This is a genomic window from Bacillus sp. P4_E1, assembly GCF_056401715.1.
The window spans coordinates 1-23046 of record NZ_JBFUIV010000035.1 but is presented as its reverse complement, the minus strand read 5'-3'; the positions used below and the strand labels follow the sequence as shown (position 1 = coordinate 23046).

Below are 23046 nucleotides of genomic sequence, written 5' to 3'. Positions count from 1 at the left end.
ACCCACTCTATTAATTGCGTTCTACTTTTAAGTCCATATTTCTTCGCTATAGCTGATTGACTACCCTCACCGTTTAAAAAACTTTCTACAGCTTGTATCTTTAATTCATTTGAATAAGTTTGAAATGTAGACCCTTTTTTAGCCATAATAAAATCCCCTCCAAGTAGAAGTGTAACATCCATGTTTGTTCATGGTCTTTTTACACTGTCTACCTTAAGGGGATAATATCAAATGACAATGTCTTTTTATTTTGAATGGATATTTTTTTAGTAAATTGGGCTAAAATGATGAATAGATTGGAATTACTATTTATTTCTTTAAAAAAATTAATGTTCTTAAAATGAAAGTATGGTACAGTAATCGTGAGCAAGCTAATATTTGTTCATGAAAGTGTTAAAAACTAGTTTTAAAATCAAGAAGTTATTTTTGTATAATAAATTATAATGAAATAACAGGGGGAATGAATTTTGAAGAAATTCATAATCGCTGGATTGTCTGTATTGTTATTAGTAGGCTGTGGTACTCCAAAGGAAAAAGAGGATGCACAGTCAAACCAGGAAGAACAAGTTGTAAATGCAAGTGATGAGAATATGGTCGTATTTCCTGAAGGAGCAGTGCCAATCGGAGAAGGGAAAGTAAAAGTAACTACTCCAGATGGTACTTCTGAAAATGGCAATATACCAACTGTATTCATAAAAAAGGATACTTTAATTCAGCAAGTCGAATTAGAACTTTCCAATTTTCAAAACGATAAAGAAACATTTGTATTTGTAGATCAAATATTTGCAGATAAACATCAAGTAACTAGTACAACACAGACAACAGTACAATTAAAAGAAAAGACGCTTGAGACAGGTAGTCATACGATTACCGCAGCTCAGTTTGAAAACAATGACCCAAAAGGAAAAGTCATTAGCTTGAATCAAGCTCAGTTTGAAACGAAGCCTGCGTCTTAATATGGAAAAAAGTACATTACTCAAAAGTAGTGTACTTTTTAGTTTGGATTGAATTATGTCATTGAGAATAATTTGTTTCACTTTCTAGTACGAATGAATAGAAAGAACTTATTATTTACTATCATGTAAGAGGAAGGAATTGAAAGTTTGAAACGAGTTATTCGTATTTTCTTATTTATTATAATGTTTTTGGTCATTTGGTTTACTTTACAAGAGGCGGTTGAAGTTACGCTCAATTATCACATTCATGACTTGTTAATTGGAGCTGTATGTTTTGTCATTGTGTATCGGTTTTATCCCGCCTTAACGGACAATAAGAACCCCACTTGAAAATTCGGCACATGCGAGGAAGTTAGGTGGGAGTCGGGCTGCCCGTAAAAGCCCGATTGGTGAAGGATAATACCCCCTATGATTAAAGTTTCGCTTTATGATAAACTCGGATTAAGGTAAGTATTGAGTTGGAAATGTAGGGATTTCATTTGAAATGTCGAATAGTACATACGATGTCGTAATAACAAATTTTCTATTGTTTACTGTGAAACAGAAGAAGGAGAGATTGTAGTTATGAAAAGAGCTCTTATAAATATTGATTATACATATGATTTTGTAGCTGAAAAAGGTGCTTTAACATGCGGGAAACCAGGTCAAGAAATTGAGAAGGAACTTGTAAGTGTAACGAAACAATTTATTGAAAAAGGTGATTACGTAGTATTTGCGATCGATAAACATGAAGACAATGATGTATATCATCCAGAAGCGAAATTGTTTCCACCTCATAATATAGCAGGTACAAATGGAAGAGACTTATTTGGTGAATTACAAGATGTATGCGAGAAATATAAAAATGCAGAGAATGTATACTATATGGACAAAACACGTTACAGTGCTTTTGCAGGAACGGATCTAGAAATGAAGCTAAGAGAAAGAGGAATAGGGGAAGTGCATCTTGTAGGTGTATGTACAGATATTTGTGTTCTTCATACAGCAGTAGATGCTTATAATAAAGGATTTAAAATTGTCGTTTATGAAAAGGCGGTTGCATCTTTTAATGCGCAAGGACATGAATATGCACTTGGACATTTTAAATCTTGTTTAAATGCAGAAGTGAAGTAAAAAAAGAGGCCTTCGAAAAGGCCTCTTTTTTACATTTATATAGAAACGACTTGTTTTTGAATTAACTTTTTAATGAACGGACTAATCTTTTCTGGTAGTCGGTTTAAATCGAAAAATTGTACATGCAATGATTCAACTCCATCTGCTTTTAACAAGCCACATGTAAATTCTGTAATATTTATCCTTGTTCATTGAAAACAGCTACTCCAGCTAAATTGAGTGGTCTTGATCCAATAACTTCTCTTAGTTCTTCGATATAGCCCATTGTTAGTAACCTTCGCGAGTCAAAATATTTTCAAATGAACTATTCGGTGTCATGTGAATGTTTTCCTGTTATTAAGATGAGTAGTGCAGTCTTAAAATAAAGTCATTTAAAAAATTTTCAATTGTCAGCTCCCTTTAGATAATGAAAAAGGGTATATTTATAGAAGAATGTATAACAAGTTTGAAGGGAACCAAAAAGTAATACAATAAATCAGTTTTGCATGAAATTTTCATTAGTAAGGAAGTGGATGGATGAGTTTATTAACGTATACTGAGGAGTTTTTTAATTATGTAAGGGAATTTTTACTTTTAAGATTTTTACTATTTGCTTTAGTTCTTATCATTATTTCTTTTGTCATAAACCGCATTATTGATTGGTTTTTTAAAAAATCAAGCTTTTTTGATGAAGAGGTAGAGCAGACGATTCAAAGTGTTATTCGATCTATTTTTAGATATATCATTATCATCAGTCTGATCATATATTTAATTAGTCAATTTGTAGATATAAAAAGTATTATTGCAGGTGCAGGGATAGCGGGAGTCGTCATCGGTTTTGCTGCACAACAGATGCTAAAAGATGTCATATTAGGCTTCGCAAGATTAGCGGACAAAGAGTTTCGAGTTGGCGATTTTGTAACTTTTAACGGAACAAATTCAGGAACTATTGAGGAAATTAGTATTCGTTTTATGCAAATTCGTGAATGGTCAGGGAAACTCCTTACCATACCACACGGAGAGATTAGAACGATACAGAATTTTAATAAAGGATGGATGCGAGTTATTGAACGCATCACGGTAAGTTATCAGGAAGATCCTACAAGAGTTAAAGAATTGTTAGAAGAAGTATGTGTTATTTGTAATGAAAAATTGGAGCAAAATCTTTATAGAGTAGATGATGAAGCTGTTGAGCCATTTAAATATGTTGGAGTTACAGACTTAAATCCTAACCTTAAATATGTTGGATATGAATTTTGTATTACAGGTTTGATTAAACCGGAAGATTATTTTGAAACTTCTAGACAAGTAAGATTTGAATTAATGTCTATGTTCCATAAAAATCAAGTGCAAATGCCAGCAGCGAATATGTTCGTTAACACTGAAAGTTTACAGCATATTCATGGGGGACAATCTTTATCAGACAGTTAAAGAAAATTAGCTAATTTCTGTTTTGGTTTAAAATTTAGATTTGAATGAACTGTATGGGATATCTCCGAAAAAAGAGCTGAAGGAATTCGGTTCTTTTTTGTTTGTAGTATTTTGAAATTTCTTAATGTTATAATGGTAGTTGGTGATGAGAATGAACATAGATGAAAAAGAGATGCATCGTTTAGAGGCATTAAAAGAAATTGCTGAGTTACTAAATGAAGCAACAAACTTACAGGAAATGTTAGGGAAAGTGTTACATACATTGTTACAAGTTATGAATTTACAAACAGGGTGGATATTCTTTATTGATGAAAGTGGAAAGCATCGTATGCTTGTAGACCAAAACTTACCCCCAGCTCTTACGTGGCAGGAAAAGAAGCCGATGTGTGAAGGAGATTGTTGGTGTGTAGAACGTTTTGTGAATGGAAGATTGGAAAAAGCGACAAATATTATTGAATGTAAACGAATAGAGGATGCGATTGAATGTAATTGGGGCGAGACAGAAGATGTTACACATCATGCGACAATCCCGCTAAGATCTGGATCAGAGAAATTTGGTCTATTAAATGTAGCCTCGCCTCATAAAACACATTTTTCTGAGGAGGAGTTAGCGTTATTAGAAGCGATTGCATTTCAAATTGGAACGACAATACAACGTATTCAATTAGTTGAGAAAGAACGAAAATATGTAGTTGTAGCTGAAAGAAATCGATTGGCTCGTGATTTACATGATTCTGTTAAACAATTGTTATTTTCAATTATGCTAACAGCGAAAGGGACTCTAAATATGACGAAGGATAGAGACTTGCAAGAGATGTTAAGTTATATTGGAGAATTATCACAGGAAGCATTACAAGAGATGACACTTTTGATTTGGCAATTAAGGCCTGAAGGATTAGAGAAAGGTTTAGCAGAAGCGATTCAAAATTACGGAAAACTGTTAGGGATTCAAGTGGAAGTTCGAATTGATGGAATGGTTTTAATTGAAGATGAAATAGAAGAAGTTTTATGGCGTATAAGCCAAGAGGCATTACATAATTGTAAAAAACATGCCTCATGTGAAAAAGTATGTGTTCATTTAAGGATAGAAAATAATAAGTTGCATTTTTACATAGAAGATAACGGAATAGGATTTATACAGGATCAAGTAAGAGAGTCAGCACTTGGTTTGAAAAGTATGAAAGAACGAATTGAATTAATGAGGGGAATTTTTCGAATAAAAGCAGAACCGGAAAAGGGGACAAAGATAGAAATTCAATTACCGGTTTGAGAGGGAGAACGTCAGTGAAAATTAAATTATTACTTGTAGAAGATCATCATATCGTTCGAAGGGGACTCGTATTCTTTTTGAAGACGAGAGAAGAATTTGAAATTATTGGGGAAGCAGCAAATGGTGAAGAAGCATTAACATTCGTCCAAACAGAAAGGCCAGATGTAGTATTAATGGATTTATCAATGCCGAAAATGGATGGTATTGAAGCGACAAAACGTATAAAACAATACGATGAGACAATAAAAATTCTTATGCTCAGTAGTTTTTCAGAACAAGATTACGTTTTACCAGCATTAGAAGCTGGGGCAGATGGTTATCAATTAAAAGAAGTGCAGCCAGATCAACTTGTTGCGTCAATCGTTGCGGTATATCAAGGAAACGCAAATTTTCACCCGAAAGTAACACCAGCACTATTAGGACGATCAGCAGTCAAGAAAGAAAAAGAGAATCCTTTTTCTATGTTAACTAAAAGGGAGCAAGAAGTACTTCGTGAAATTGCGAAAGGAAGAAGCAATAAGGAGATTGCAGCAGAACTTCATATTACAGAACAAACTGTGAAAACACACGTTTCTAACGTATTGGCTAAATTGGAAGTAGATGATCGTACACAAGCTGCCTTATACGCAGTAAAGCATGGGGAAAACTAGAAATAAGTATGAATAATTGTGTCATATGCTACGGAAGAATACATATGAGAAATTAAAATGTATAGAGATGCCGAATAAAGGTTTTTCTTCTTTCAATAATTAGGTACAATAAAGTGAAACTTTAATCAGTGGGGGGGCCATCCCCACTGATTATTAGTTGAACCAATCGGGTTTTTACGGGCAGTTGATCTCCCACCTAACTCCCTTGCATTCATCGAATTTTGAGGTGGGAGTCTTACTACCCGTTAATACGGGATAAAGCTACTATGGAAGGGGAAGATACGCTATGCCTGGTACAAAAAGTGGGATTGGAAAGATTCAGGCTTCGTTAAATGGTTTATCACCGAAATTACGAAGTATTGCCGAACATATTTTGAAACATCCACAAGATGTTGTACATAAATCGATTACGGAATTAGCGGAAGTTACGAATAGTTCCGAAGCAACGATATTCCGCTTATGCAAACACTTAGGTTTTCAAGGGTTCCAAGACTTGAAAATTACATTAGCTCGTGAGATTGTACATACCCCGATGCAAAATATTCATGAGGAAGTATCGGTAGAAGATAATATTGTCACTGTTGCTAAAAAAGTTTTTCATTCACATATTACAGGACTGCAAGATACATTACATTTGTTAAACGATAACGCGTTGGAACAGGCAGTAAGTGCGCTGAATGAAGCGAAACGAATTGAGTTTTATGGAAATGGTGGTTCAGGTATTATTGCGATGGATGCTTATCATAAGTTTATGAGAACGGGTATTTCTTGTATTGCTCATACGGATTCACATTTTCAAATTATGGGAGCGGGCTTGCTGACAAAAAAAGCAGTGGTCATTGCAATTTCTCATTCGGGCAGTAATAAAGGTTTACTTGAAGCGTTAGAAGTAGCGAAAGCAAGAGGGGCCAAAATTATTGCGATTACGAGCTATCAAAAATCGGCATTAAGCCAACTTGCTCATATAACATTATATACTTCGACGCGTGAGACGGAATTTCGTACAGAAGCAAGTTCGTCACGATTAGCGCAGCTTAGTTTATTAGATACTTTGTATGTGGGATTGTCATTGCAGCGACAAGAGGAAACACTACAAAATTTACAAAGTATACGTGAAACTATTTCGATGAAGCGAATATAAAGGGCTCTTCAAATGAAGAGCTTTTTATATTGGCGAGTAGTCTGTTGATATACCCTCTAGATCTACTTGTTCTAAGTGTCTATAGAAATATGCCAATTACCTATAATAATAATAATCTCTCATCTTTTAGACCCTTCATTTTTTAAACCTCGATATTTTGCATATGAAATTTAACAAGTAGCTTGATACATCAAAATACGTATTGGGTAATAATTCAAATATTGTTCAATATTTTACAATAAGCTTATGAAATTCCATGTTATGATGAACCTGTAATGATGATTGAACACTTAAATTTGGTACAATAATTAGCCAAAATAGTGAGGACAGTAGTTGTGAGATAAACTCATTAAAACTCTAAAACACTAAAGGGGAGATCACATATGAAAGCAGTAGTAGTTAATAAAAACAGCAAAGCAAATATTGAAGTTATTGAAAAAGAGTTACGTCCGTTACACTCGGGTGAAGCGCTAGTAGATGTAGAGTATTGTGGAGTTTGCCACACTGATTTACACGTTGCGAATCATGATTTTGGAAACACCGATGGCCGCATCCTTGGTCATGAGGGTGTAGGTATTGTTACTAAAATTGCTGATGATGTTACTTCACTAAAGATAGGTGACCGTGTAAGTATTGCATGGATGTTCCAATCTTGTGGACGTTGTGAATATTGCGTAACGGGGAGAGAAACATTCTGCCGTGAAGTAAAAAATGCTGGTTATTCAGTAGATGGTGGTATGGCTGAACAATGTATTGTTACAGCTGATTATGCGGTGAAGGTACCAGAAGGATTAGATCCTGCTCAAGCATCATCGATTACATGTGCGGGCGTAACTACATATAAAGCTATAAAAGTATCAGACATTAAACCTGGTCAACCTATCGTAATCTATGGTTGTGGTGGATTAGGTAACCTAGCTATTCAATATGCTAAAAACGTATTTGGTGCAAAGGTAATTGCAGTAGATATCAATGACGACAAATTAGCCTTAGCAAAAGAAGTTGGTGCTGATATGACTATCAATCCGATTTCTCAAGGTCCTGCTGATAAAATTGTTCAAGAGGAGTTTGATGGTGCTTATGCTGCTGTAGTAACAGCAGTTTCTAAAGTAGCATTCAACTCAGCAGTTGATGCAGTACGTGCTTGCGGTAAAGTAGTTGCGGTAGGTTTACCAGTAGAAACTATGGATTTAAACATTCCACGACTTGTATTAGACGGAATTGAAGTAGTTGGTTCTCTAGTTGGTACTCGTAAGGATCTGGAGGAGGCATTTATGTTCGGCGCAGAAGGAAAAGTAGTGCCGGTTGTTCAAACGTGTTCTCTAGATAAAGTACAAAATGTATTCGAAGAAATGGAACAAGGTAGAATTCAAGGGCGTATGGTAATCGATTTTAAACAGCATAATTGTGAGTGTAAATAATTCATTTTAAATATAAAAAGCATGAGTCTAGCAAAGGTCATTTAAAAAAGTTAGACGGCATAAAAAAGATGATCCCTCGTATTCAATAGGGATCATCTTTTTTATATTCTACTAATATCAATGCCAATTAATACTTGATTGATGAGACATGATTAAAGGTTCACTTTATCTACAAATGAAAAAGAATCTTTACTTTTAACAAATTTTTTATGATTTGGAACGGTTTGAATTGCTACAACTTGCGAATCTCTTGCTTTCAGTGCATCTTGAATCCCGATTGTCATAAGCTTAATAAATAGAATCGTAATAAAGAATGAAACGAGAGTATACAAAATAATCCACCATGAAATATTCATTTCATAACGATTTAATCCAATAAGGCCTGCCCAATCATTCGATAGAGAAACAGGTTTGAGTACTCCGTCATAGAGTTCACGCATTTGTATCCCACCAATTACAATATCAAGCAACGCTAAATGGATAACGAGTATGAGTGTTTGGACGATATGTTCCATAAATAACACAAATAAGCGATCAAGTAATAAGACTCGTAAGTGTTTTTTGATAATATGAAAACGGCTAGCACCCAGTAATTGTGAACTTAAAATGTAATCTCGTTTCATAAATTCATCAACCTCTGAGGAGATATATAAAGAAAGTGTAGGTAGAGCGACGAAAATAAGTACGAGAACTTGATAAAACGCAAATGAAATATTTGGATCTAATCTATCAGCATTTGATATGATTACAATATTAACGGGCGTGATGAGTATAAATGCGATAAATAAAGTAGGAATATAGTAAAAAACTTCTGAGCATGCCTGGAAAAATCTCTTGAATCTTGGAGCGTATAAACTTAAGAGGATTCCTATACATGTTCCGAATAAAATTCGAAAGAAGCTAATTGCCACGGCTAATAAAATGGTGAATTTTGCTCCTTCTACAATTTGTAAGAAAACAGACTCTCCAAAACGATCAGATCCAAAAGGCGGCATTAACAATGGCGAAAAGGGGGCCTTTCCAAGTAATTCGTTATTGTCATTGTAAAGTAACTGAGGAGGTCTTGGGATGTTATCTTTAAAGAACCAACTATAAATAAAACTAGCTGAAACAAGTATGAATAGATAAGTAAAGCCGATTAAAAATCGTTTTGATTTCCAAATAGATTTCATAATGCTGCTCCTTTCAATTGCTTTTTCCATCTATTCATCATGAATGAGATTATTTGAAAAATGGCATAAAACGGTAAAATAATCATAACAAGTATGATAAATGCAGCTGGAGGTGAAATAAACGCCTTCTTAAATAAAAATTGAATAATGCCCTCCATATTAAAAACAAATTCTAAAATGAATAAGTTAGAAAGTAAGAAAACAAAAATCGTTTTTAAATGATGAAAGAAGTGGATAGATATATTTTTGAATAAATGAATGCATAGTATATAACTTGATGAAAGTCCTTTTCCATATGCAACCTCTACGTAATGTTTTTCATGTTCTTCTTTTATGTATAACACCATCATCCGAAACATTTGTAATGTAGGTAAGACTGCTAAAGATAAAATAGGGAGTAAATAAGCTCGATTTTCATTAAAAGAAATAATGGTGACAGGAGATTCCCCTAATTTCTGAAGTACCCATATGAAAAATATTTGCAAACAAATCATCATCATCATATCAGGGACAGCTTCTAATATGAACACAATTCGGTTTATCCATTTTTTTATATAATCTTTTGCTAAAAAATAAAAAAATGCCATACTAGATGATAGAAAGAGTGCAAGCAAAAAGGCTATAAATAATACAGTAAATGAATATAGGTAAGGTTCTAAAACAGTTGGAAATAATGGTGTCTTTTTGAAATGACCAAATTTCGGGTCTGATCCCATAACTACTAATGATTCAGGGGAGAAAACCTGTTTTAACATAGTAACGATCTGATTAAAAAAATGAATTGGTTGAAAAGTGAATCCCTGTTGAGTGATAAATAAATAAGGTAAATTTAGTAATAGTAAGAGTGATAAAAGAATTGATGAAAGTTTTATTGTGAATTGAGATATTTTATATAACATTAAATCCCTCCGACATCTTTTTACAACATTATACAATAAAGTTCATATTTTGTTTTGATTTTTCAGAAAAATATAAATACTATTAGATTTTATAGTATGGAACATATATTTACAAGGTAAAAAAGTGATAGTAAGCAGCCATGCCCTATGTCCATCAAGCTAAGAAAACGAGAACTTATATATTATTATCTTTAGGTGGAGGGGAAAGAATGTTTGATAAATTAAAAAGGTTATTTAAAAAAGATAAAGAGAATGATTTAGAAGATGAGAGGTACATTTTGATTTCTGAAAGTGAGATAAATGAAGAATTAAAAAGAAAGATAGTTGAATTAGAAAGGTTAGGATCAGAATATAGTAAAGTTCTTCAAAAAAAATATATAAATGAATTTGAGAGAAAAGGAAAACGAAACCTAAAAATATGGGTTAATAGGGATATTGACGGAGATGAAATAGAAGACTTAAATTCTGAGAAATGTCTAGAAAAAGAATATCGTTCTGAAATAATAATAGATTTTAATGATGTTACTGTTGAAGATGATGAATATGCAGATTTCATACAGTTATGGTATTACTATGGTGGTTATTTTAAAGGTACTGGGACTTTATATGATACATCAAGAAATAATTTAGAAACAGACATTGAAACAGCTTTACAAACATTAATTGAATAATTAATGTATACTAGTCTCTCGTTTAATTAACGAGTTATGTAGTTGAACAAGAAATACAAATAATAATTAATCCTTTGTTAAAACGCTCTTTCTTTTTGTTCATTTATTAAGTTTATCTATATTAATTTATCAAACTTTATGTTCCCGTTACAAAATACGCTATTCATTCTGTAAAATCACAGGAAAGGATGGCGTTTTTGTATGTCTATTTCTGTATCCAATGAATTACAATTATTTGCTTGAGAAATTCAAAGCTTTTTATTTCCAAATATCTTACGAGAGATGTTGGTTTCGTGCAACGAACCAGCAAATACTAAACAAAAATTTTGATTTGAAAAAAATTTTCTTCTTGTAACTTGATTTATGAAAAAATATTTTATATACTAATTCATGTAAACGGTTTACTAGATCGTATTTTGCTAGAAACGAAGGGAAGATTCGCATGGAAACAAGGGGGAGAGTAATCGGGGTTGACATCGGTACCACAAGTACGAAAACGGTTGTATTCACTGAGAAAGGAAAAGTCGTTGCTTCACATGCAATTGATTATCCAATTATTCAACCGAACGTCGGATGGGCTGAGCAAGATCCTGATGTAATATGTGCTGCTGTATATAAAACTGTAAGCGTTGCCATTGAAAAGGGTAATGTGTCACCGGAAGATATTTCTTCAATCGGGATTAGTACAGCGATGCATGCCTTAATTGCTGTAGATGAAAACGGTGCGCCGTTAACGCGCTCTATTATTTGGGCAGATAATAGAAGCACAAAGCAATCAGAAAAACTATTACAACAAATGAATGGTCATGACATTTATAGAAGAACTGGTACACCGATTCATCCGATGTCACCACTTTCTAAATTATTGTGGATGAAAGAAGAAGAAACGGAGTTATTCAGAACTGCTCATAAATTTATTTCCATTAAAGAGTATGTCATTTATCAATTATTTTCACGCTATGTAGTTGATTATTCTATTGCATCTGCTACAGGGTTATTTAATTTAAAAACATTAAACTGGGATGAAGATGTTTTAACTATGTTAAATATGTCACCAGAACAATTATCAACACCTGTACCAACTACATATATTTTATCGGGAATGAAGCCGGAATTAGCACAAAAGATGGGTATTAGTGAGGATACTCCGGTTGTTATTGGTGCAAGTGATGGTGTTCTTGCAAATGTAGGTGTCGGTGCAATAACACCTGGCTCAGCTGCAATTACGATCGGGACAAGTGGTGCGGTTCGAACAATTTCATCGAGTGTTAATACAGATGAAAAAGGAAGAACTTTTTGTTACGCATTAACAGATGAGCACTGGGTGATCGGCGGACCAACGAATAACGGTGGAATATTACTTAGATGGTTACGTGATGAATTTGGTAGCCCAGAGCAAGAGGTAGCAAGAAAGCTTGGAATTGATCCTTATGATTTATTAATTAAGTATGCAGAAAGTGTACCAGCTGGAGCAGATGGATTACTATTTTTACCGTTTCTATCTGGAGAACGTGCACCCTACTGGAATGCAAATGCTCGAGGTACATTCTTCGGGATAAACCTTCAGCATAAACGTGAACATTTCATACGAGCAGTTATGGAAGGTGTTTGTATGAGTGTGTATTCAGTAGCACTTGCCATTCGAGATTGTACAGGGCCACTTACTGAAATACGTGTTTCAGGAGGCTTTGCGAAATCTGCATTTTGGAGACAAATGTTATCTGACATGATGGGGAAAGAATTGCTTGTTCCAGAAAGTCATGAAGCATCTGCGCTTGGGGCAGCAGCACTTGCTTTGTATGCAATTGGGAAAATTGATTCTCTTGAAGAGGTGAAGGATTGGATTGATATTGTCCATCACCATGTACCGAATAAAGAAAATACGGCTTTATATTTAGAGATGTTTTATATGTATGAACGACTTTACAATCGTTTGAAAGAAGAATTTGATTGTATAGCTGCTTTCCAACGTAAACAATAGGGGGATTGGGAGAAATGGTAGTTGGGATCGTACTAGCGGCTGTTGTTATATTACTTTTACTAATTACGGTAGTAAAATGGCATCCATTTGTCGCGTTAATTTTAACAGCAATCGGAGTTGGGCTAGCAATGGGGATGCCCTTAATTGGAACTTCACCACAACATCCGGGGATTATCGATTCTATTAAATTAGGTCTCGGTAATACGTTAGGGTTTTTAGCGATTGTTTTAGCTTTAGGAACAATGCTTGGAAAAATGATGGCTGAGTCTGGCGGTGCTGAACGAATTGCTAACACATTAATTGGACGTTTTGGGAAAAAGCGTGTTCACTGGGCAATGATGTTCGTTGCATTTATAGTAGGGATTCCGGTATTTTTCCAAGTTGGATTTGTACTATTAATTCCGTTAGTATTTACAATTGCGTTAGAAACAGGGGTATCACTTATTACAATCGGTATTCCGCTAGTAGCAGGTCTTTCGGTTGTACACGGACTTGTTCCACCGCATCCAGCAGCTATGGCAGCGGTAGGTATATTTAAAGCAGATGTAGGGAAGACAATTTTGTATGCATTAATTGTCGGACTTCCAACTGCAATAATTGCAGGTCCGCTTTACGGGAAATGGATTGGTGCTCGTATACATAAAGAAGTACCGTTAGATATAGCGGAGCAATTTATTGAAAGAGATAAGAAGAAGGAACTTCCTAGCTTCGGAAATACATTGTTTACTATTTTACTTCCAGTATTTCTTATGCTAGGTGCATCGATAGCGGAAGTAGCATTAAATAAAACAAGCCAACTTGCACAAGTATTGCATTTTATTGGAGATCCAATAGTCGCATTATTAATTGCAACGATATATTCTTTCTTTAGTCTTGGCTATGCAAAAGGGTTTTCTAAAGACAAAGTCTTACAAGTTACAAATGATTGTTTAGGCCCAATTGCAAACATACTGTTAGTTATCGGTGCAGGTGGTGCATTTAATAAAGTGTTATTAGATTCTGGGATCGGAACTACAATTGCGGAGATGGCGAAAGAATCACATATTTCACCGATATTATTAGGTTGGGGAATTGCTGCACTTATCCGAGTTGCAACGGGATCGGCTACTGTTTCTATGATGACAGCAGCTGGAATTGTAGCACCGATTGCAGCAAGTACACCAGGAGTAAATGTAGAGTTACTGGCACTTGCAACAGGAGCAGGGTCATTAATATTATCGCATGTAAATGATTCTGGATTTTGGATGATTAAAGAGTATTTCGGAATGACTGTGAAAGAAACATTATTAACATGGACCGCAATGGAGACAATATTATCTGTTGTAGCACTTGGATTAATTTCGTTATTAAATATATTTGTATAGAATGGGAGATTGATTAATATGAAACTAGGTTTAATTGGATTAGGAAAAATGGGATTCCCATTAGCTGAACACTTACATGAAGACAAGCATGAAGTAGTTGTATACGATGTAAATAATGAGCTTGTTGAAAAGGCAGGGGAATTAGGGATTACTGCTCGTCATACGTTAAAAGAAATGATTGCTGAACTCGAAGCACCTCGTACAATTTGGGTAATGGTACCTGCAGGAGAAGTTGTTGAGTCAGTACTAAAAGATGTATATCCATTATTAGAGGAAGGCGATATCGTTATTGAAGGTGGAAATTCATTCTATAAGGATACGTTACGCCGTGCTGAAGAAGCGAAAAGCTTTGGCTTACATTATGTAGATATCGGTACATCAGGCGGTGTAGAAGGAGCTAGATACGGCGCTTGCTTAATGGTTGGTGGAGAAAAAGAAATTTATGATCAACTAGAACCTTTATTTAAAGATTTAGCAGTAGAAAATGGTTATTCATATGCAGGCCGCGTCGGTAGTGGGCATTTCTTAAAAATGGTTCATAACGGTATTGAATACGGAATGATGCAAGCAATCGCTGAAGGATTTGAAGTACTAGATAAAAGTGATTTTGATTTCAATTATGAAGATGTTGCAAAAGTATGGGCAAACGGATCGGTTATCCGTGGTTGGTTAATGGACTTAACTGAAAAAGCATTTGCAGAAGATCCGAAACTTGATGGCATTAAAGGTGTTATGAACTCTTCAGGAGAAGGGAAATGGACTGTTGAAACAGCGCTTGAATTACAAGCAGCGGCACCAGTTATCGCTATGTCATTATTTATGCGCTACCGTTCACAAGAAGATGATACATTCCATGGGAAAGTTGTCTCAGCTCTTCGTAATCAATTCGGTGGACATGAGGTTGTGAAAAATTAGTTTTGTGAAACTCATACGAAAGTATGAGTTTTTTTTATTTCTCATACTATTTAATGAAAGTTTTTCCCTCTTTTTACTGTGTTTTGTATAGAAATTTCTGATAATATATAAATATAACTTGAAAACAAAGGGGAGAAATAATTATGAAACTAGTCGTTATTAACGGTACACCAAGAAAATTCGGTAGAACTCGCGTTGTGGCAAAATATATTGCAGAGCAATTTGAAGGGGAGTTATACGATTTAGCAGTAGCGGAATTGCCTTTATATAATGGAGAAGAATCACAACGTGAATTAGAGGCAGTAAAAAAATTAAAAGCTTTAGTGAAAGCTGCGGATGGAGTAGTACTATGTACACCAGAATATCATAATGCGATGAGCGGAGCGCTGAAAAATTCGTTAGATTACTTAAGTAGCAGTGAATTCATCCATAAGCCTGTCGCATTACTAGCAGTTGCTGGAGGAGGTAAAGGGGGAATAAACGCATTAAATAGTATGCGCACTGTCGCTAGAGGCGTTTACGCAAATGCAATTCCAAAACAAGTCGTGCTTGATGGATTACATGTGCAAGATAGTGAACTTGGAGAAGATGCAAAACCATTAATTCATGATTTAGTTAAAGAATTAAAAGCATATATGAGCGTATATAAAGAGGTGAAAAAACAATTAGGAGTTGAGTGATATGTCCTCTCTTTATCATGATTCTCGCTTGTATTACATTCTAGGAGCCAATAGTTTATCCGCTATTGGTTCCGGGATTGTTATGATAACGATTCCGTGGTTGTTAATTAAGGAAAGTGGAGGAGAGACAACATTTGGTTATGTTTCTATCGTTGCAACTCTCATCATGTTTTTACTAACACCATTCATTGGGCAAAGCATAGATCGTTTTTCAAGAAAATCTTTATTGTTATGTAACGAAGGTATCGGGATAGCCATTATAGGAATGATGGCCATTTGGGGATTTGCTGGGCAATCATACAATTCTATTCATTACATTATTATTTATATAGCAGGTTCTTTCTATTATCTATTATTCTATCCCACAATATTTGCATTTAACCAAGAAATATTTCAATCAGAGCATTATAAAAGTTTAAGTGGCACAATGGAAATACAAGGACAATTAACGCAAGTTATTTCAGGCGCAGCTGCTAGCTTTTTAATTGAGATTATTTCTTTGAAATGGATCTTGTTAGTGGATATGTTAACTTTTGCAGGAGCATTTTTTCTTTTCTTATGTATACCGTATGTAAAGAAAAAAGAAGTAAAACGGAAAGCAACATTTAAGAAGCAATTGTTCGAAGGAATTCACTTTATGAAAAAGCGCCCTAAGTTATTTTGGTTTTTACTAGCGACTTATATGCCGTTTATCGGTGTCATGATGGCAAATTATTTAATCCCAGTATATATTTCAGATATACTCAAAGCTAGTGCCTCTGTATACGCAATTGAAGGTATGATGTACGGTGTCGGAGCGGTTCTTGCAGGAATAAGTATTCCAATCATGATGAAATATGTCAAAATAGAAATTTCAATCTTTATGACGATGGTTATTTATGTAATTTCAATTACCGCAATGATTATTGAGCCTTCCATTATGTTATTATATGGACTAGCGATTTTCCATGCGATTGGAAATGCTGGAACACGAGTGGCGAGAAATGTATTGATGATGGAAGAAATCCCAAACGAAGTAATGGGACGTGTGGACAGCTTATTTCGATTAATTGGCACAGGAATTCGAATTGTATTATTAATGTTGTTTACGGCAGGCGTATCTAAAGCAGGGGTAATGATCCCGTTTTACGTACTGAGCTGTATATTGATCCTATCATTAGGGATTGCTTTTTATTATGTAATTTCAAAACGTAAAACGGAAGCGAATGTGTCTAATAAATCAATTGTTTAAAAAATACTTCTGCCTCCTTTTCTTTTTCTATATAATAAAAAGAAAGGGAGTGTTAACTTATTTATGAACAAATGGATATTGCTTATAATCTTATTACTACCTCCGCTATACATCATTTATATGACGTTTCGAATGAATAAAGTTGCTCGTGAAACATTGAGTAATCACTCTCCATACGTTCTTATATTAGGTGCAAAGTTATTTGGAGATAGACCGTCTTTATCTCTTCAAAATCGTTTGGATATAGCGTTGGAATATTTACATGCTCACCCTGAGGTGAAAGTAATTGTTTCAGGTGGTCAAGGGGAAGATGAAGATATACCGGAAGCTCACAGTATGAGAAACTATTTAATGGTACATGGTATAGATGAGAATCGTATTTTAATTGAAGACCGCTCTACAAATACGTATGAAAATTTAAAGTTTAGTATGGATTTATATGATGTAAAGCATGCGGTAGTTGTAAGTAATACGTATCATTTATATCGAACGAAAATAATTGCAAAGCGTTTAGGGATAAAGATGGAAGCTTTGGCTGCTGAAACACCGAGACGCTCTAAGAAAAAAGCGTATGTGCGTGAATATGCTGCAATTATGAAAACAATATTGTTCGACCGTTAGAGCTCAAATGAGAGCTCTTTTTTTGTATAATAAAGCGTATCATTTGAAATGAATGCTATATTCCATCAAAATAAAGGAAACAACATGAAAGGAGTTGTGTCTGTGATTCAATTTAATCATGTGTCAAAAGCGTATGAAGATGGCACAAAAGCAGTGGATTCACTACATTTAGAAATTAAAAAAGGAGAATTTTTTGTTCTCATTGGTCCGAGTGGTTGCGGGAAAACAACGACAATGAAGATGATTAACCGTTTAATTGAAACGACGGAAGGATCAATTTTAATCGATGGAAAAGATATTCAACAATATAACATAAACGAACTACGTTGGAATATAGGGTACGTGTTGCAGCAGATTGCGCTGTTTCCACATATGACAATTGCTGAAAATATTGCAGTTGTCCCTGAAATGAGAAAATGGACCAAAAAGGAAATAAAAGCACGTGTCGATGACTTGCTACAGATGGTTGGGCTCGATCCAGATGTATATCGTGATCGCATGCCAGATGAATTGTCGGGAGGGCAGAAACAACGTGTTGGTGTCGTACGGGCATTAGCCGCAAACCCGAAAATTGTACTTATGGACGAACCATTTAGTGCGTTAGATCCGTTAAGTAGGGAGCAGCTCCAGAAGGATATCGTACAACTGCAAAAAAAGATTCAAAAAACAATCGTGTTCGTAACGCACGATATGCAAGAGGCTTTATCACTTGGTGATCGTATTTGTGTAATGAAAGAAGGAAAAGTTGTTCAATTAGATACACCAGAAGGAATTATACATAACCCGAAAAATGAGTTTGTAGAGGAGTTCATTGGAAATCGTGGACGACCTTGGTATGAGGGGAAGAGTATAGAAGAGGTATTGCCGCTAGACGAGGGTATACGAGTTGAAGGGAATGCTTTATCTTTACATTCGTCATTACAAGAAGCACTAGTCCGCTTACAAACTGAAGAGTCAGTGCCGGTTGAAGAGCATGGTCAATATGTTGGAGCGTTAACAAGTCGTCATATTGTCAATTACATTGTTGAACAAATGAAGGAAAGAGGCTAAACAGTGACTGATTTTATTCAAACGTTCCAAGAACGAAAAGTAGAATTGCTAAGTGCATTAAGTGAGCATTTACAAATATCGCTTATTTCACTATTTTTTGCAGTAATTATTGCAGTGCCGCTCGGCATTATATTAACGAGAAAAGAACGAATGGCTGAATTTATTATAGGGACTTCTGCTGTTATGCAGACAGTGCCCTCACTTGCTTTACTTGGACTATTAATTCCGTTAGTAGGAATTGGAAAACTGCCAGCTATAATCGCATTAGTTGTGTATGCACTATTACCTATTTTACGAAATACATATACAGGAATACGGGAATTAGATGAATCACTTATAGAAGCGGCGAGAGCTATGGGGATGAATAGCTGGAAAAGATTATGGAAGGTAGAGCTTCCACTCGCATTGCCAATTATTATGGCTGGTATTCGTACAGCGATGGTATTAATTGTTGGAACGGCTACATTAGCTGCTTTAATAGGCGCTGGTGGGCTCGGTAAGCTCATATTATTAGGCATAGATCGAAATGACCATGCGCTTATCATTTTAGGGGCCGTACCAGCTGCGTTACTCGCTTTATTCTTTGATATAGTACTTCGCATACTTGAGAGCCCGAAACGCTCTTCTAAGCGCGTTATATTGACGATATGTATAGTTGTAGTAATGATAGCTGCTCCATTTCTTTGGAATACCGAAAAGAAAGACATAGTTATTGCTGGTAAACTTGGATCTGAACCAGAAATATTAATTCAAATGTACAAGCAACTTATTGAACAGGATACAGATTTACAAGTGGAATTAAAGCCAGGCCTTGGAAAAACAGCATTTGTATTCGAAGCGTTAAAATCAGGTGAAGTAGATATATACCCAGAATTTTCAGGTACAGCTTTATCTACTTTCGTGAAAGAAGAACCGAAAAGTACAAATCGTGATGAAGTATATGAACAAGCTCGTATTGGAATGGAAAAGAAATATAATATGGTTATGTTAAAGCCAATGGAGTATAACAATACATACGCACTAGCCATGCCGAAAAAAATAGCAGATCAAAATAACATAAATACAATTTCTGATTTAGGAAAAATTGCACAGGAAGCTAAAGTAGGATTTACATTAGAATTTGCTGATCGTGAAGATGGTTATAAAGGAATGCAAAAATTATATAACTATAAGTTTTCAAATGTTAAAACGATGGAACCGAAACTGCGCTATAGTGCAATACAATCGGGAGATGTTAACGTAATCGATGCATATTCAACAGATAGTGAATTGGAGCAATATGGGCTTAAAGTGCTAAAAGATGATAAAGGACTATTCCCGCCTTATCAAGGAGCACCATTATTAAGAAAAGAGACGTTACAGAAATATCCTGAACTCGAAAAAGTATTAAATAAATTATCTGGAAAGATTACAGATGAAGAAATGAGAAAAATGAATTATGAAGTAAATGTGAATGGGAAAAGTAGCAAAGAAGTCGCAAAACAATTTTTACAAAAAGAGAAGTTACTTCGTTAATTTTACAATAAATATACAATTTTATATGTATGAAATGACCGTTCATTACAAAATGAACGGTTTTTTTGTGCATACTTATACATTTTTTCAAAAAAGTATTCCATTTTTCTTCATTTTCTTTTAGAATAAGTAATGTTTTCCTGAAAAAATATAAGAGAAACGTCTATTAGAGAAAAAGGTGACTTTAATAGTTGAACGAACATAACACCTAGAATGACAGATGGGGTGGTACAAATAGAAAAGAAGTTAGGGTTTTTTCCGTTAATCGCATTAGTAGTTGGAACGATGGTTGGTGGCGGTGTTTTTAGTTTACCGCATGATTTAGCAGTAGGAGCAAATAGTGGTGCAACGATAATTGGTTGGTGTATTACAGCAATGGGAATGATTCCACTTGCGCTCGTATATCAAACGTTAGCAAGACAAAAACCGGAGCTTGAGGGCGGAATCTATAGTTATGCACGAGCTGGATTCGGTGAATATATTGGTTTTAACAGTGCTTGGGGATACTGGCTAGCAGGGATTTTAGGAAATGTTGCAACAATTATGTTACTGTTTAGTACATTAGGTTACTTCTTCCCAATTTTTAAAGGCGGAAATAATGTTGCGTCAATCGTAGGTGCATCACTTTTATTATGGACATTGCATTTTCTAATTTTATTTGGAATTCGTGAAGCCTCCATTATGAATGTTATCGCAACGATTGGGAAATTAGTTCCGATCTTATTATTTATTGTCGTGATGGTAACAGCGTTTCGCTGGGATACATTTACACATGACTTTTGGGGCGAAGGAACTATCTCAGTTTCCTCTGTACTAGGTCAAGTGAAAAATACAATGCTCGTAACCCTTTGGGTGTTCATTGGGGTTGAAGGAGCAGTTGTATTATCAGGAAGAGCTAAAAATAGTAGAGACGTTGGAAAAGCGACAGTATTTGGACTTATTTTAGTAATGTCTATTTATATTTTAATTTCTGTTCTGTCAATGGGAGCCATGACAAGAAAAGGACTTTCAGTATTAGAGACTCCTTCAATGGGACATGTATTAGAACATGTTGTTGGGCCATGGGGTGCAATGGCAATTAATATTGGATTAGTTGCGTCACTTGTAGGTACATTAATTGGCTGGTTTTTACTTGTTTCTGAAATTTCTCACGTAGCAGGAAAAGACGGCGTGTTTCCGAAAGTCTTTACGAAAACAAATAAGAAACAAACGCCGCATATGGCATTGTGGATTTCAAATATCGTTGCCCAAACTATATTTATAATCGTTTTGTTTTCACAATCGACATATCAAATTATGTATTTTATTGCGTCAACATCTATATTACTGCCGTACTTATTATCAGCGCTATTTCAATTGAAATTAGTCATCACGAAAGAGCTGAAAGTTGCGAGAGTAAAAAATGGATTGTTAGCATTAATTGCTTCCCTATACTCTGTATGGTTAATTTATGCAGCTGGTTTAAAGAATTTATTGCTTGTTTCAATCGTATATGGTATTGGGATTCTCGTGTATATGTTTGCAAGAAAAGAAAAAGGGAATCGTTGTTTTGCAGGCAAAGAGCGATATGTGATGTTGGCAATTGTTATTGCAGCTATTACATCACTTTATATGTTACTGACAGGAACTATAAAAATGTAAAAGTCCTTTTAATTTAAAGGGCTTTTTTCCTTGTCTAGAGAATATTTAATACATAAGATATTCAGGAGGGATGAAAATGGAAGAAAAAGAACAGTTGTCTAGAATTATGGATTTAGCTAGTGATTTAAGGAAAGTATTAGTACAAGAATCTTTTTTTAATCATCATCCTGAACTTCGAGGCGTGATTGAAAATTTAGCGAGTTCTGTAGAGAATTTGGCGAGTTTGCAGCAAAATAAAGATGAAAATGCCGAAGATCGATTACGGTACGTACTTGCTAAAATGAAAATCGCTCATAATGCCATTTTACAAGAAAAAAAAGCATTTCCTTCTCATTAATATACGTTTTAATTTTGAACCTGACGGATGACGTCAGGTTTTTTATCCTTTTCGGCAAGAAGACTCCATCTGATTTGTGTTACGGGTGAAACCCAACAATTCAGGTGGAGATGAATTGCCGTCAGAAGGTAGGCTGAACTCTTTTGTTTCGTTCATAACAATTTTTTAAAGAGCGAATATTTGTTTCTTTTGCGTCTTGCGATATAATTAGTCGTAGATAAGGAGACAATATATATGACAACGAAATTAGATAATAATAATCATTCAGTGTTCTTACTCTACTATCATTTAGTTTTGGTTATTAAATACCGTAAAAAAGTGATGAACGATGAAATTTCAGATTATCTGAAAGAGCACTTCATTCGGTTACTTGAGCCAAAAGGAATTACTGTAGAAGAATGGAATCACGATGAAGACCATGTTCACGTTTTGTTCCGTTCAGTTCCAAACATTGATTTGTCAAAAGCGATTAACAGTTACAAAAGTGTTAGTTCTCGTTTCGTGAAACGAGATTTTCCTAAGATAAAACATGATCTATGGAAAGAAATGTTTTGGTCTCGAAGTTATTGTCTTTTAACAACGGGCGGTGCACCTATAGGTTCTATCCGTAAGTACATTGAATCACAAGGAATGAAATGATTTTAATGAACCCCCTGAGAAAGGTGGTGAAAACAATGGGTAGAAAGAAAGCAGTGAAAGTATTACGTAAACAAAAGAAAAGAGAAAACATGCAACGCTTCACTCAGAAACAGAATATCGGACGAGCTTGCCTTACTGCGAAAGAATTTCGTTTACTGCAACGCATGTCACATAGTTCAAAAGCGTTGCGAAATGTTGGATTGTACACGATTAAACAAAGTTATCTGAATAATAACAAGATGGCTACTGTAAAAGAAGTGGACACTGCCATGCAAGCCGATATGAACTACTCGGGCGTCCAATCAAACTCTGTTCAAGCGATTCGTAGAGCCTTATTTACAGAAGTAAAAAGCTTTTTTAAAGCATCAT

23 protein-coding genes and 2 pseudogenes are annotated in these 23046 nt (G+C 34.9%); 21 read left to right on the top strand and 4 right to left on the bottom strand.

Annotation, left to right across the window (positions count from 1 at the left end; all coding sequences use genetic code 11):
- Window positions 1–182, bottom strand: a 182-nt coding sequence (locus AC1DS7_RS27540; protein ID WP_476999343.1) for a transposase, incomplete at its 3' end; no start/stop codon positions are given.
- A 285-nt stretch (window positions 183–467) separates the two neighbouring features.
- Between AC1DS7_RS27540 and AC1DS7_RS27535 the strand changes: the two genes are divergently transcribed.
- From AC1DS7_RS27535 to AC1DS7_RS27525, 3 genes are all read left to right on the top strand, one after another.
- Window positions 468–956, top strand: coding sequence for a putative periplasmic lipoprotein (locus AC1DS7_RS27535; RefSeq protein WP_002031720.1), 489 nt, complete (start codon window positions 468–470; stop codon window positions 954–956).
- Between the two features lie 147 nt (window positions 957–1103).
- Window positions 1104–1286 (top strand): hypothetical protein, encoded by a 183-nt coding sequence (locus AC1DS7_RS27530; RefSeq protein WP_305881563.1) that lies wholly within the window; start codon window positions 1104–1106, stop codon window positions 1284–1286.
- 234 nt (window positions 1287–1520) lie between these two features.
- Complete coding sequence (locus AC1DS7_RS27525) at window positions 1521–2069, top strand: cysteine hydrolase family protein (protein ID WP_002031729.1); 549 nt, start codon at window positions 1521–1523, stop codon at window positions 2067–2069.
- A 35-nt stretch (window positions 2070–2104) separates the two neighbouring features.
- Here AC1DS7_RS27525 and AC1DS7_RS27520 read toward each other — a convergent pair.
- A pseudogene (locus AC1DS7_RS27520) lies at window positions 2105–2334 on the bottom strand (hypothetical protein).
- A gap of 251 nt (window positions 2335–2585) precedes the next feature.
- Between AC1DS7_RS27520 and AC1DS7_RS27515 the strand changes: the two are divergent.
- The 5 genes from AC1DS7_RS27515 (at window position 2586) to adhP (ending at window position 7961) form a co-directional block, all read left to right on the top strand.
- On the top strand, window positions 2586–3479 hold the full coding sequence (locus tag AC1DS7_RS27515) for a mechanosensitive ion channel family protein (protein WP_016102084.1): 894 nt from the start codon (window positions 2586–2588) through the stop codon (window positions 3477–3479).
- A 151-nt stretch (window positions 3480–3630) separates the two neighbouring features.
- Window positions 3631–4749, top strand: coding sequence for a GAF domain-containing sensor histidine kinase (locus tag AC1DS7_RS27510; protein ID WP_002031724.1), 1119 nt, complete (start codon window positions 3631–3633; stop codon window positions 4747–4749).
- A gap of 14 nt (window positions 4750–4763) precedes the next feature.
- Complete coding sequence (locus AC1DS7_RS27505) at window positions 4764–5399, top strand: response regulator (protein ID WP_002031722.1); 636 nt, start codon at window positions 4764–4766, stop codon at window positions 5397–5399.
- Window positions 5400–5685: 286 nt separating this feature from the next.
- Window positions 5686–6540: a MurR/RpiR family transcriptional regulator gene (locus AC1DS7_RS27500; protein WP_002031820.1), complete on the top strand. Its 855-nt coding sequence runs from the start codon at window positions 5686–5688 to the stop codon at window positions 6538–6540.
- 383 nt (window positions 6541–6923) lie between these two features.
- Entirely contained in the window at window positions 6924–7961 is a 1038-nt protein-coding gene (adhP, locus tag AC1DS7_RS27495; protein WP_002031819.1) for an alcohol dehydrogenase AdhP, read from the top strand.
- A 152-nt stretch (window positions 7962–8113) separates the two neighbouring features.
- Here adhP and AC1DS7_RS27490 read toward each other — a convergent pair whose 3' ends face one another.
- Together AC1DS7_RS27490 and AC1DS7_RS27485 are read right to left on the bottom strand one after the other, a co-directional pair.
- Complete coding sequence (locus AC1DS7_RS27490; protein ID WP_476999342.1) at window positions 8114–9133, bottom strand: ABC transporter permease; 1020 nt, start codon at window positions 9131–9133, stop codon at window positions 8114–8116.
- A complete protein-coding gene (locus tag AC1DS7_RS27485) occupies window positions 9130–10032 on the bottom strand; it encodes an ABC transporter permease subunit (RefSeq protein ID WP_002031814.1) in 903 nt (300 codons plus the stop codon). The genes AC1DS7_RS27490 and AC1DS7_RS27485 overlap by 4 nt, the downstream gene beginning before the upstream one ends.
- 209 nt (window positions 10033–10241) lie before the next feature.
- On the opposite strand from AC1DS7_RS27485, the gene AC1DS7_RS27480 reads away from it, so the two are divergent.
- From AC1DS7_RS27480 to AC1DS7_RS27420, 13 genes and pseudogenes are all read left to right on the top strand, one after another.
- Window positions 10242–10703, top strand: a complete 462-nt coding sequence (locus tag AC1DS7_RS27480; protein WP_002189504.1) for a hypothetical protein — start codon at window positions 10242–10244, stop codon at window positions 10701–10703.
- A gap of 442 nt (window positions 10704–11145) precedes the next feature.
- Window positions 11146–12684, top strand: a complete 1539-nt coding sequence (gene gntK, locus AC1DS7_RS27475) for a gluconokinase (protein ID WP_002141647.1) — start codon at window positions 11146–11148, stop codon at window positions 12682–12684.
- 14 nt (window positions 12685–12698) lie between these two features.
- Window positions 12699–14048: a GntP family permease gene (locus AC1DS7_RS27470; protein ID WP_002141651.1), complete on the top strand. Its 1350-nt coding sequence runs from the start codon at window positions 12699–12701 to the stop codon at window positions 14046–14048.
- Between the two features lie 18 nt (window positions 14049–14066).
- On the top strand, window positions 14067–14963 hold the full coding sequence (gnd, locus tag AC1DS7_RS27465) for a phosphogluconate dehydrogenase (NAD(+)-dependent, decarboxylating) (RefSeq protein WP_002012680.1): 897 nt from the start codon (window positions 14067–14069) through the stop codon (window positions 14961–14963).
- 143 nt (window positions 14964–15106) lie between these two features.
- Window positions 15107–15643 (top strand): NADPH-dependent FMN reductase, encoded by a 537-nt coding sequence (locus AC1DS7_RS27460; RefSeq protein ID WP_002031805.1) that lies wholly within the window; start codon window positions 15107–15109, stop codon window positions 15641–15643.
- Window position 15644: 1 nt separating this feature from the next.
- Window positions 15645–16874, top strand: coding sequence for an MFS transporter (locus tag AC1DS7_RS27455; RefSeq protein WP_215587741.1), 1230 nt, complete (start codon window positions 15645–15647; stop codon window positions 16872–16874).
- Between the two features lie 63 nt (window positions 16875–16937).
- Window positions 16938–17495, top strand: coding sequence for a YdcF family protein (locus AC1DS7_RS27450; RefSeq protein ID WP_002127228.1), 558 nt, complete (start codon window positions 16938–16940; stop codon window positions 17493–17495).
- Window positions 17496–17597: 102 nt separating this feature from the next.
- Window positions 17598–18545, top strand: coding sequence for an ABC transporter ATP-binding protein (locus AC1DS7_RS27445; RefSeq protein WP_033709046.1), 948 nt, complete (start codon window positions 17598–17600; stop codon window positions 18543–18545).
- 3 nt (window positions 18546–18548) lie between these two features.
- Complete coding sequence (locus AC1DS7_RS27440) at window positions 18549–20060, top strand: ABC transporter permease/substrate-binding protein (RefSeq protein ID WP_476999341.1); 1512 nt, start codon at window positions 18549–18551, stop codon at window positions 20058–20060.
- Between the two features lie 213 nt (window positions 20061–20273).
- Window positions 20274–21701 carry a basic amino acid/polyamine antiporter gene (locus AC1DS7_RS27435; RefSeq protein ID WP_215587743.1) on the top strand — a complete coding sequence of 476 codons (1428 nt, stop codon included), beginning with the start codon at window positions 20274–20276 and terminating at the stop codon, window positions 21699–21701.
- Between the two features lie 76 nt (window positions 21702–21777).
- Window positions 21778–22038 (top strand): hypothetical protein, encoded by a 261-nt coding sequence (locus AC1DS7_RS27430; protein WP_002085825.1) that lies wholly within the window; start codon window positions 21778–21780, stop codon window positions 22036–22038.
- Between the two features lie 234 nt (window positions 22039–22272).
- Window positions 22273–22677, top strand: a complete 405-nt coding sequence (gene tnpA, locus AC1DS7_RS27425; protein WP_002031793.1) for an IS200/IS605 family transposase — start codon at window positions 22273–22275, stop codon at window positions 22675–22677.
- 35 nt (window positions 22678–22712) lie between these two features.
- Window positions 22713–23046 (top strand): annotated as a pseudogene (locus AC1DS7_RS27420) (RNA-guided endonuclease TnpB family protein); the annotation flags it as partial.

Bases quoted from the DNA above. Each gene is read 5' to 3' on its own strand.
- AC1DS7_RS27525 (WP_002031729.1), top strand. From the start codon at position 1,521: ATGAAAAGAGCTCTTATAAATATTGATTATACATATGATTTTGTAGCT.
- AC1DS7_RS27515 (WP_016102084.1), top strand. From the start codon at position 2,586: ATGAGTTTATTAACGTATACTGAGGAGTTTTTTAATTATGTAAGGGAA.
- AC1DS7_RS27510 (WP_002031724.1), top strand. From the start codon at position 3,631: ATGAACATAGATGAAAAAGAGATGCATCGTTTAGAGGCATTAAAAGAA.
- AC1DS7_RS27500 (WP_002031820.1), top strand. From the start codon at position 5,686: ATGCCTGGTACAAAAAGTGGGATTGGAAAGATTCAGGCTTCGTTAAAT.
- adhP (WP_002031819.1), top strand. From the start codon at position 6,924: ATGAAAGCAGTAGTAGTTAATAAAAACAGCAAAGCAAATATTGAAGTT.
- AC1DS7_RS27490 (WP_476999342.1), bottom strand. From the start codon at position 9,133: ATGAAATCTATTTGGAAATCAAAACGATTTTTAATCGGCTTTACTTAT.
- AC1DS7_RS27485 (WP_002031814.1), bottom strand. From the start codon at position 10,032: ATGTTATATAAAATATCTCAATTCACAATAAAACTTTCATCAATTCTT.
- AC1DS7_RS27480 (WP_002189504.1), top strand. From the start codon at position 10,242: ATGTTTGATAAATTAAAAAGGTTATTTAAAAAAGATAAAGAGAATGAT.
- gntK (WP_002141647.1), top strand. From the start codon at position 11,146: ATGGAAACAAGGGGGAGAGTAATCGGGGTTGACATCGGTACCACAAGT.
- AC1DS7_RS27470 (WP_002141651.1), top strand. From the start codon at position 12,699: ATGGTAGTTGGGATCGTACTAGCGGCTGTTGTTATATTACTTTTACTA.
- gnd (WP_002012680.1), top strand. From the start codon at position 14,067: ATGAAACTAGGTTTAATTGGATTAGGAAAAATGGGATTCCCATTAGCT.
- AC1DS7_RS27460 (WP_002031805.1), top strand. From the start codon at position 15,107: ATGAAACTAGTCGTTATTAACGGTACACCAAGAAAATTCGGTAGAACT.
- AC1DS7_RS27455 (WP_215587741.1), top strand. From the start codon at position 15,645: ATGTCCTCTCTTTATCATGATTCTCGCTTGTATTACATTCTAGGAGCC.
- AC1DS7_RS27450 (WP_002127228.1), top strand. From the start codon at position 16,938: ATGAACAAATGGATATTGCTTATAATCTTATTACTACCTCCGCTATAC.
- AC1DS7_RS27435 (WP_215587743.1), top strand. From the start codon at position 20,274: ATGACAGATGGGGTGGTACAAATAGAAAAGAAGTTAGGGTTTTTTCCG.
- AC1DS7_RS27430 (WP_002085825.1), top strand. From the start codon at position 21,778: ATGGAAGAAAAAGAACAGTTGTCTAGAATTATGGATTTAGCTAGTGAT.
- tnpA (WP_002031793.1), top strand. From the start codon at position 22,273: ATGACAACGAAATTAGATAATAATAATCATTCAGTGTTCTTACTCTAC.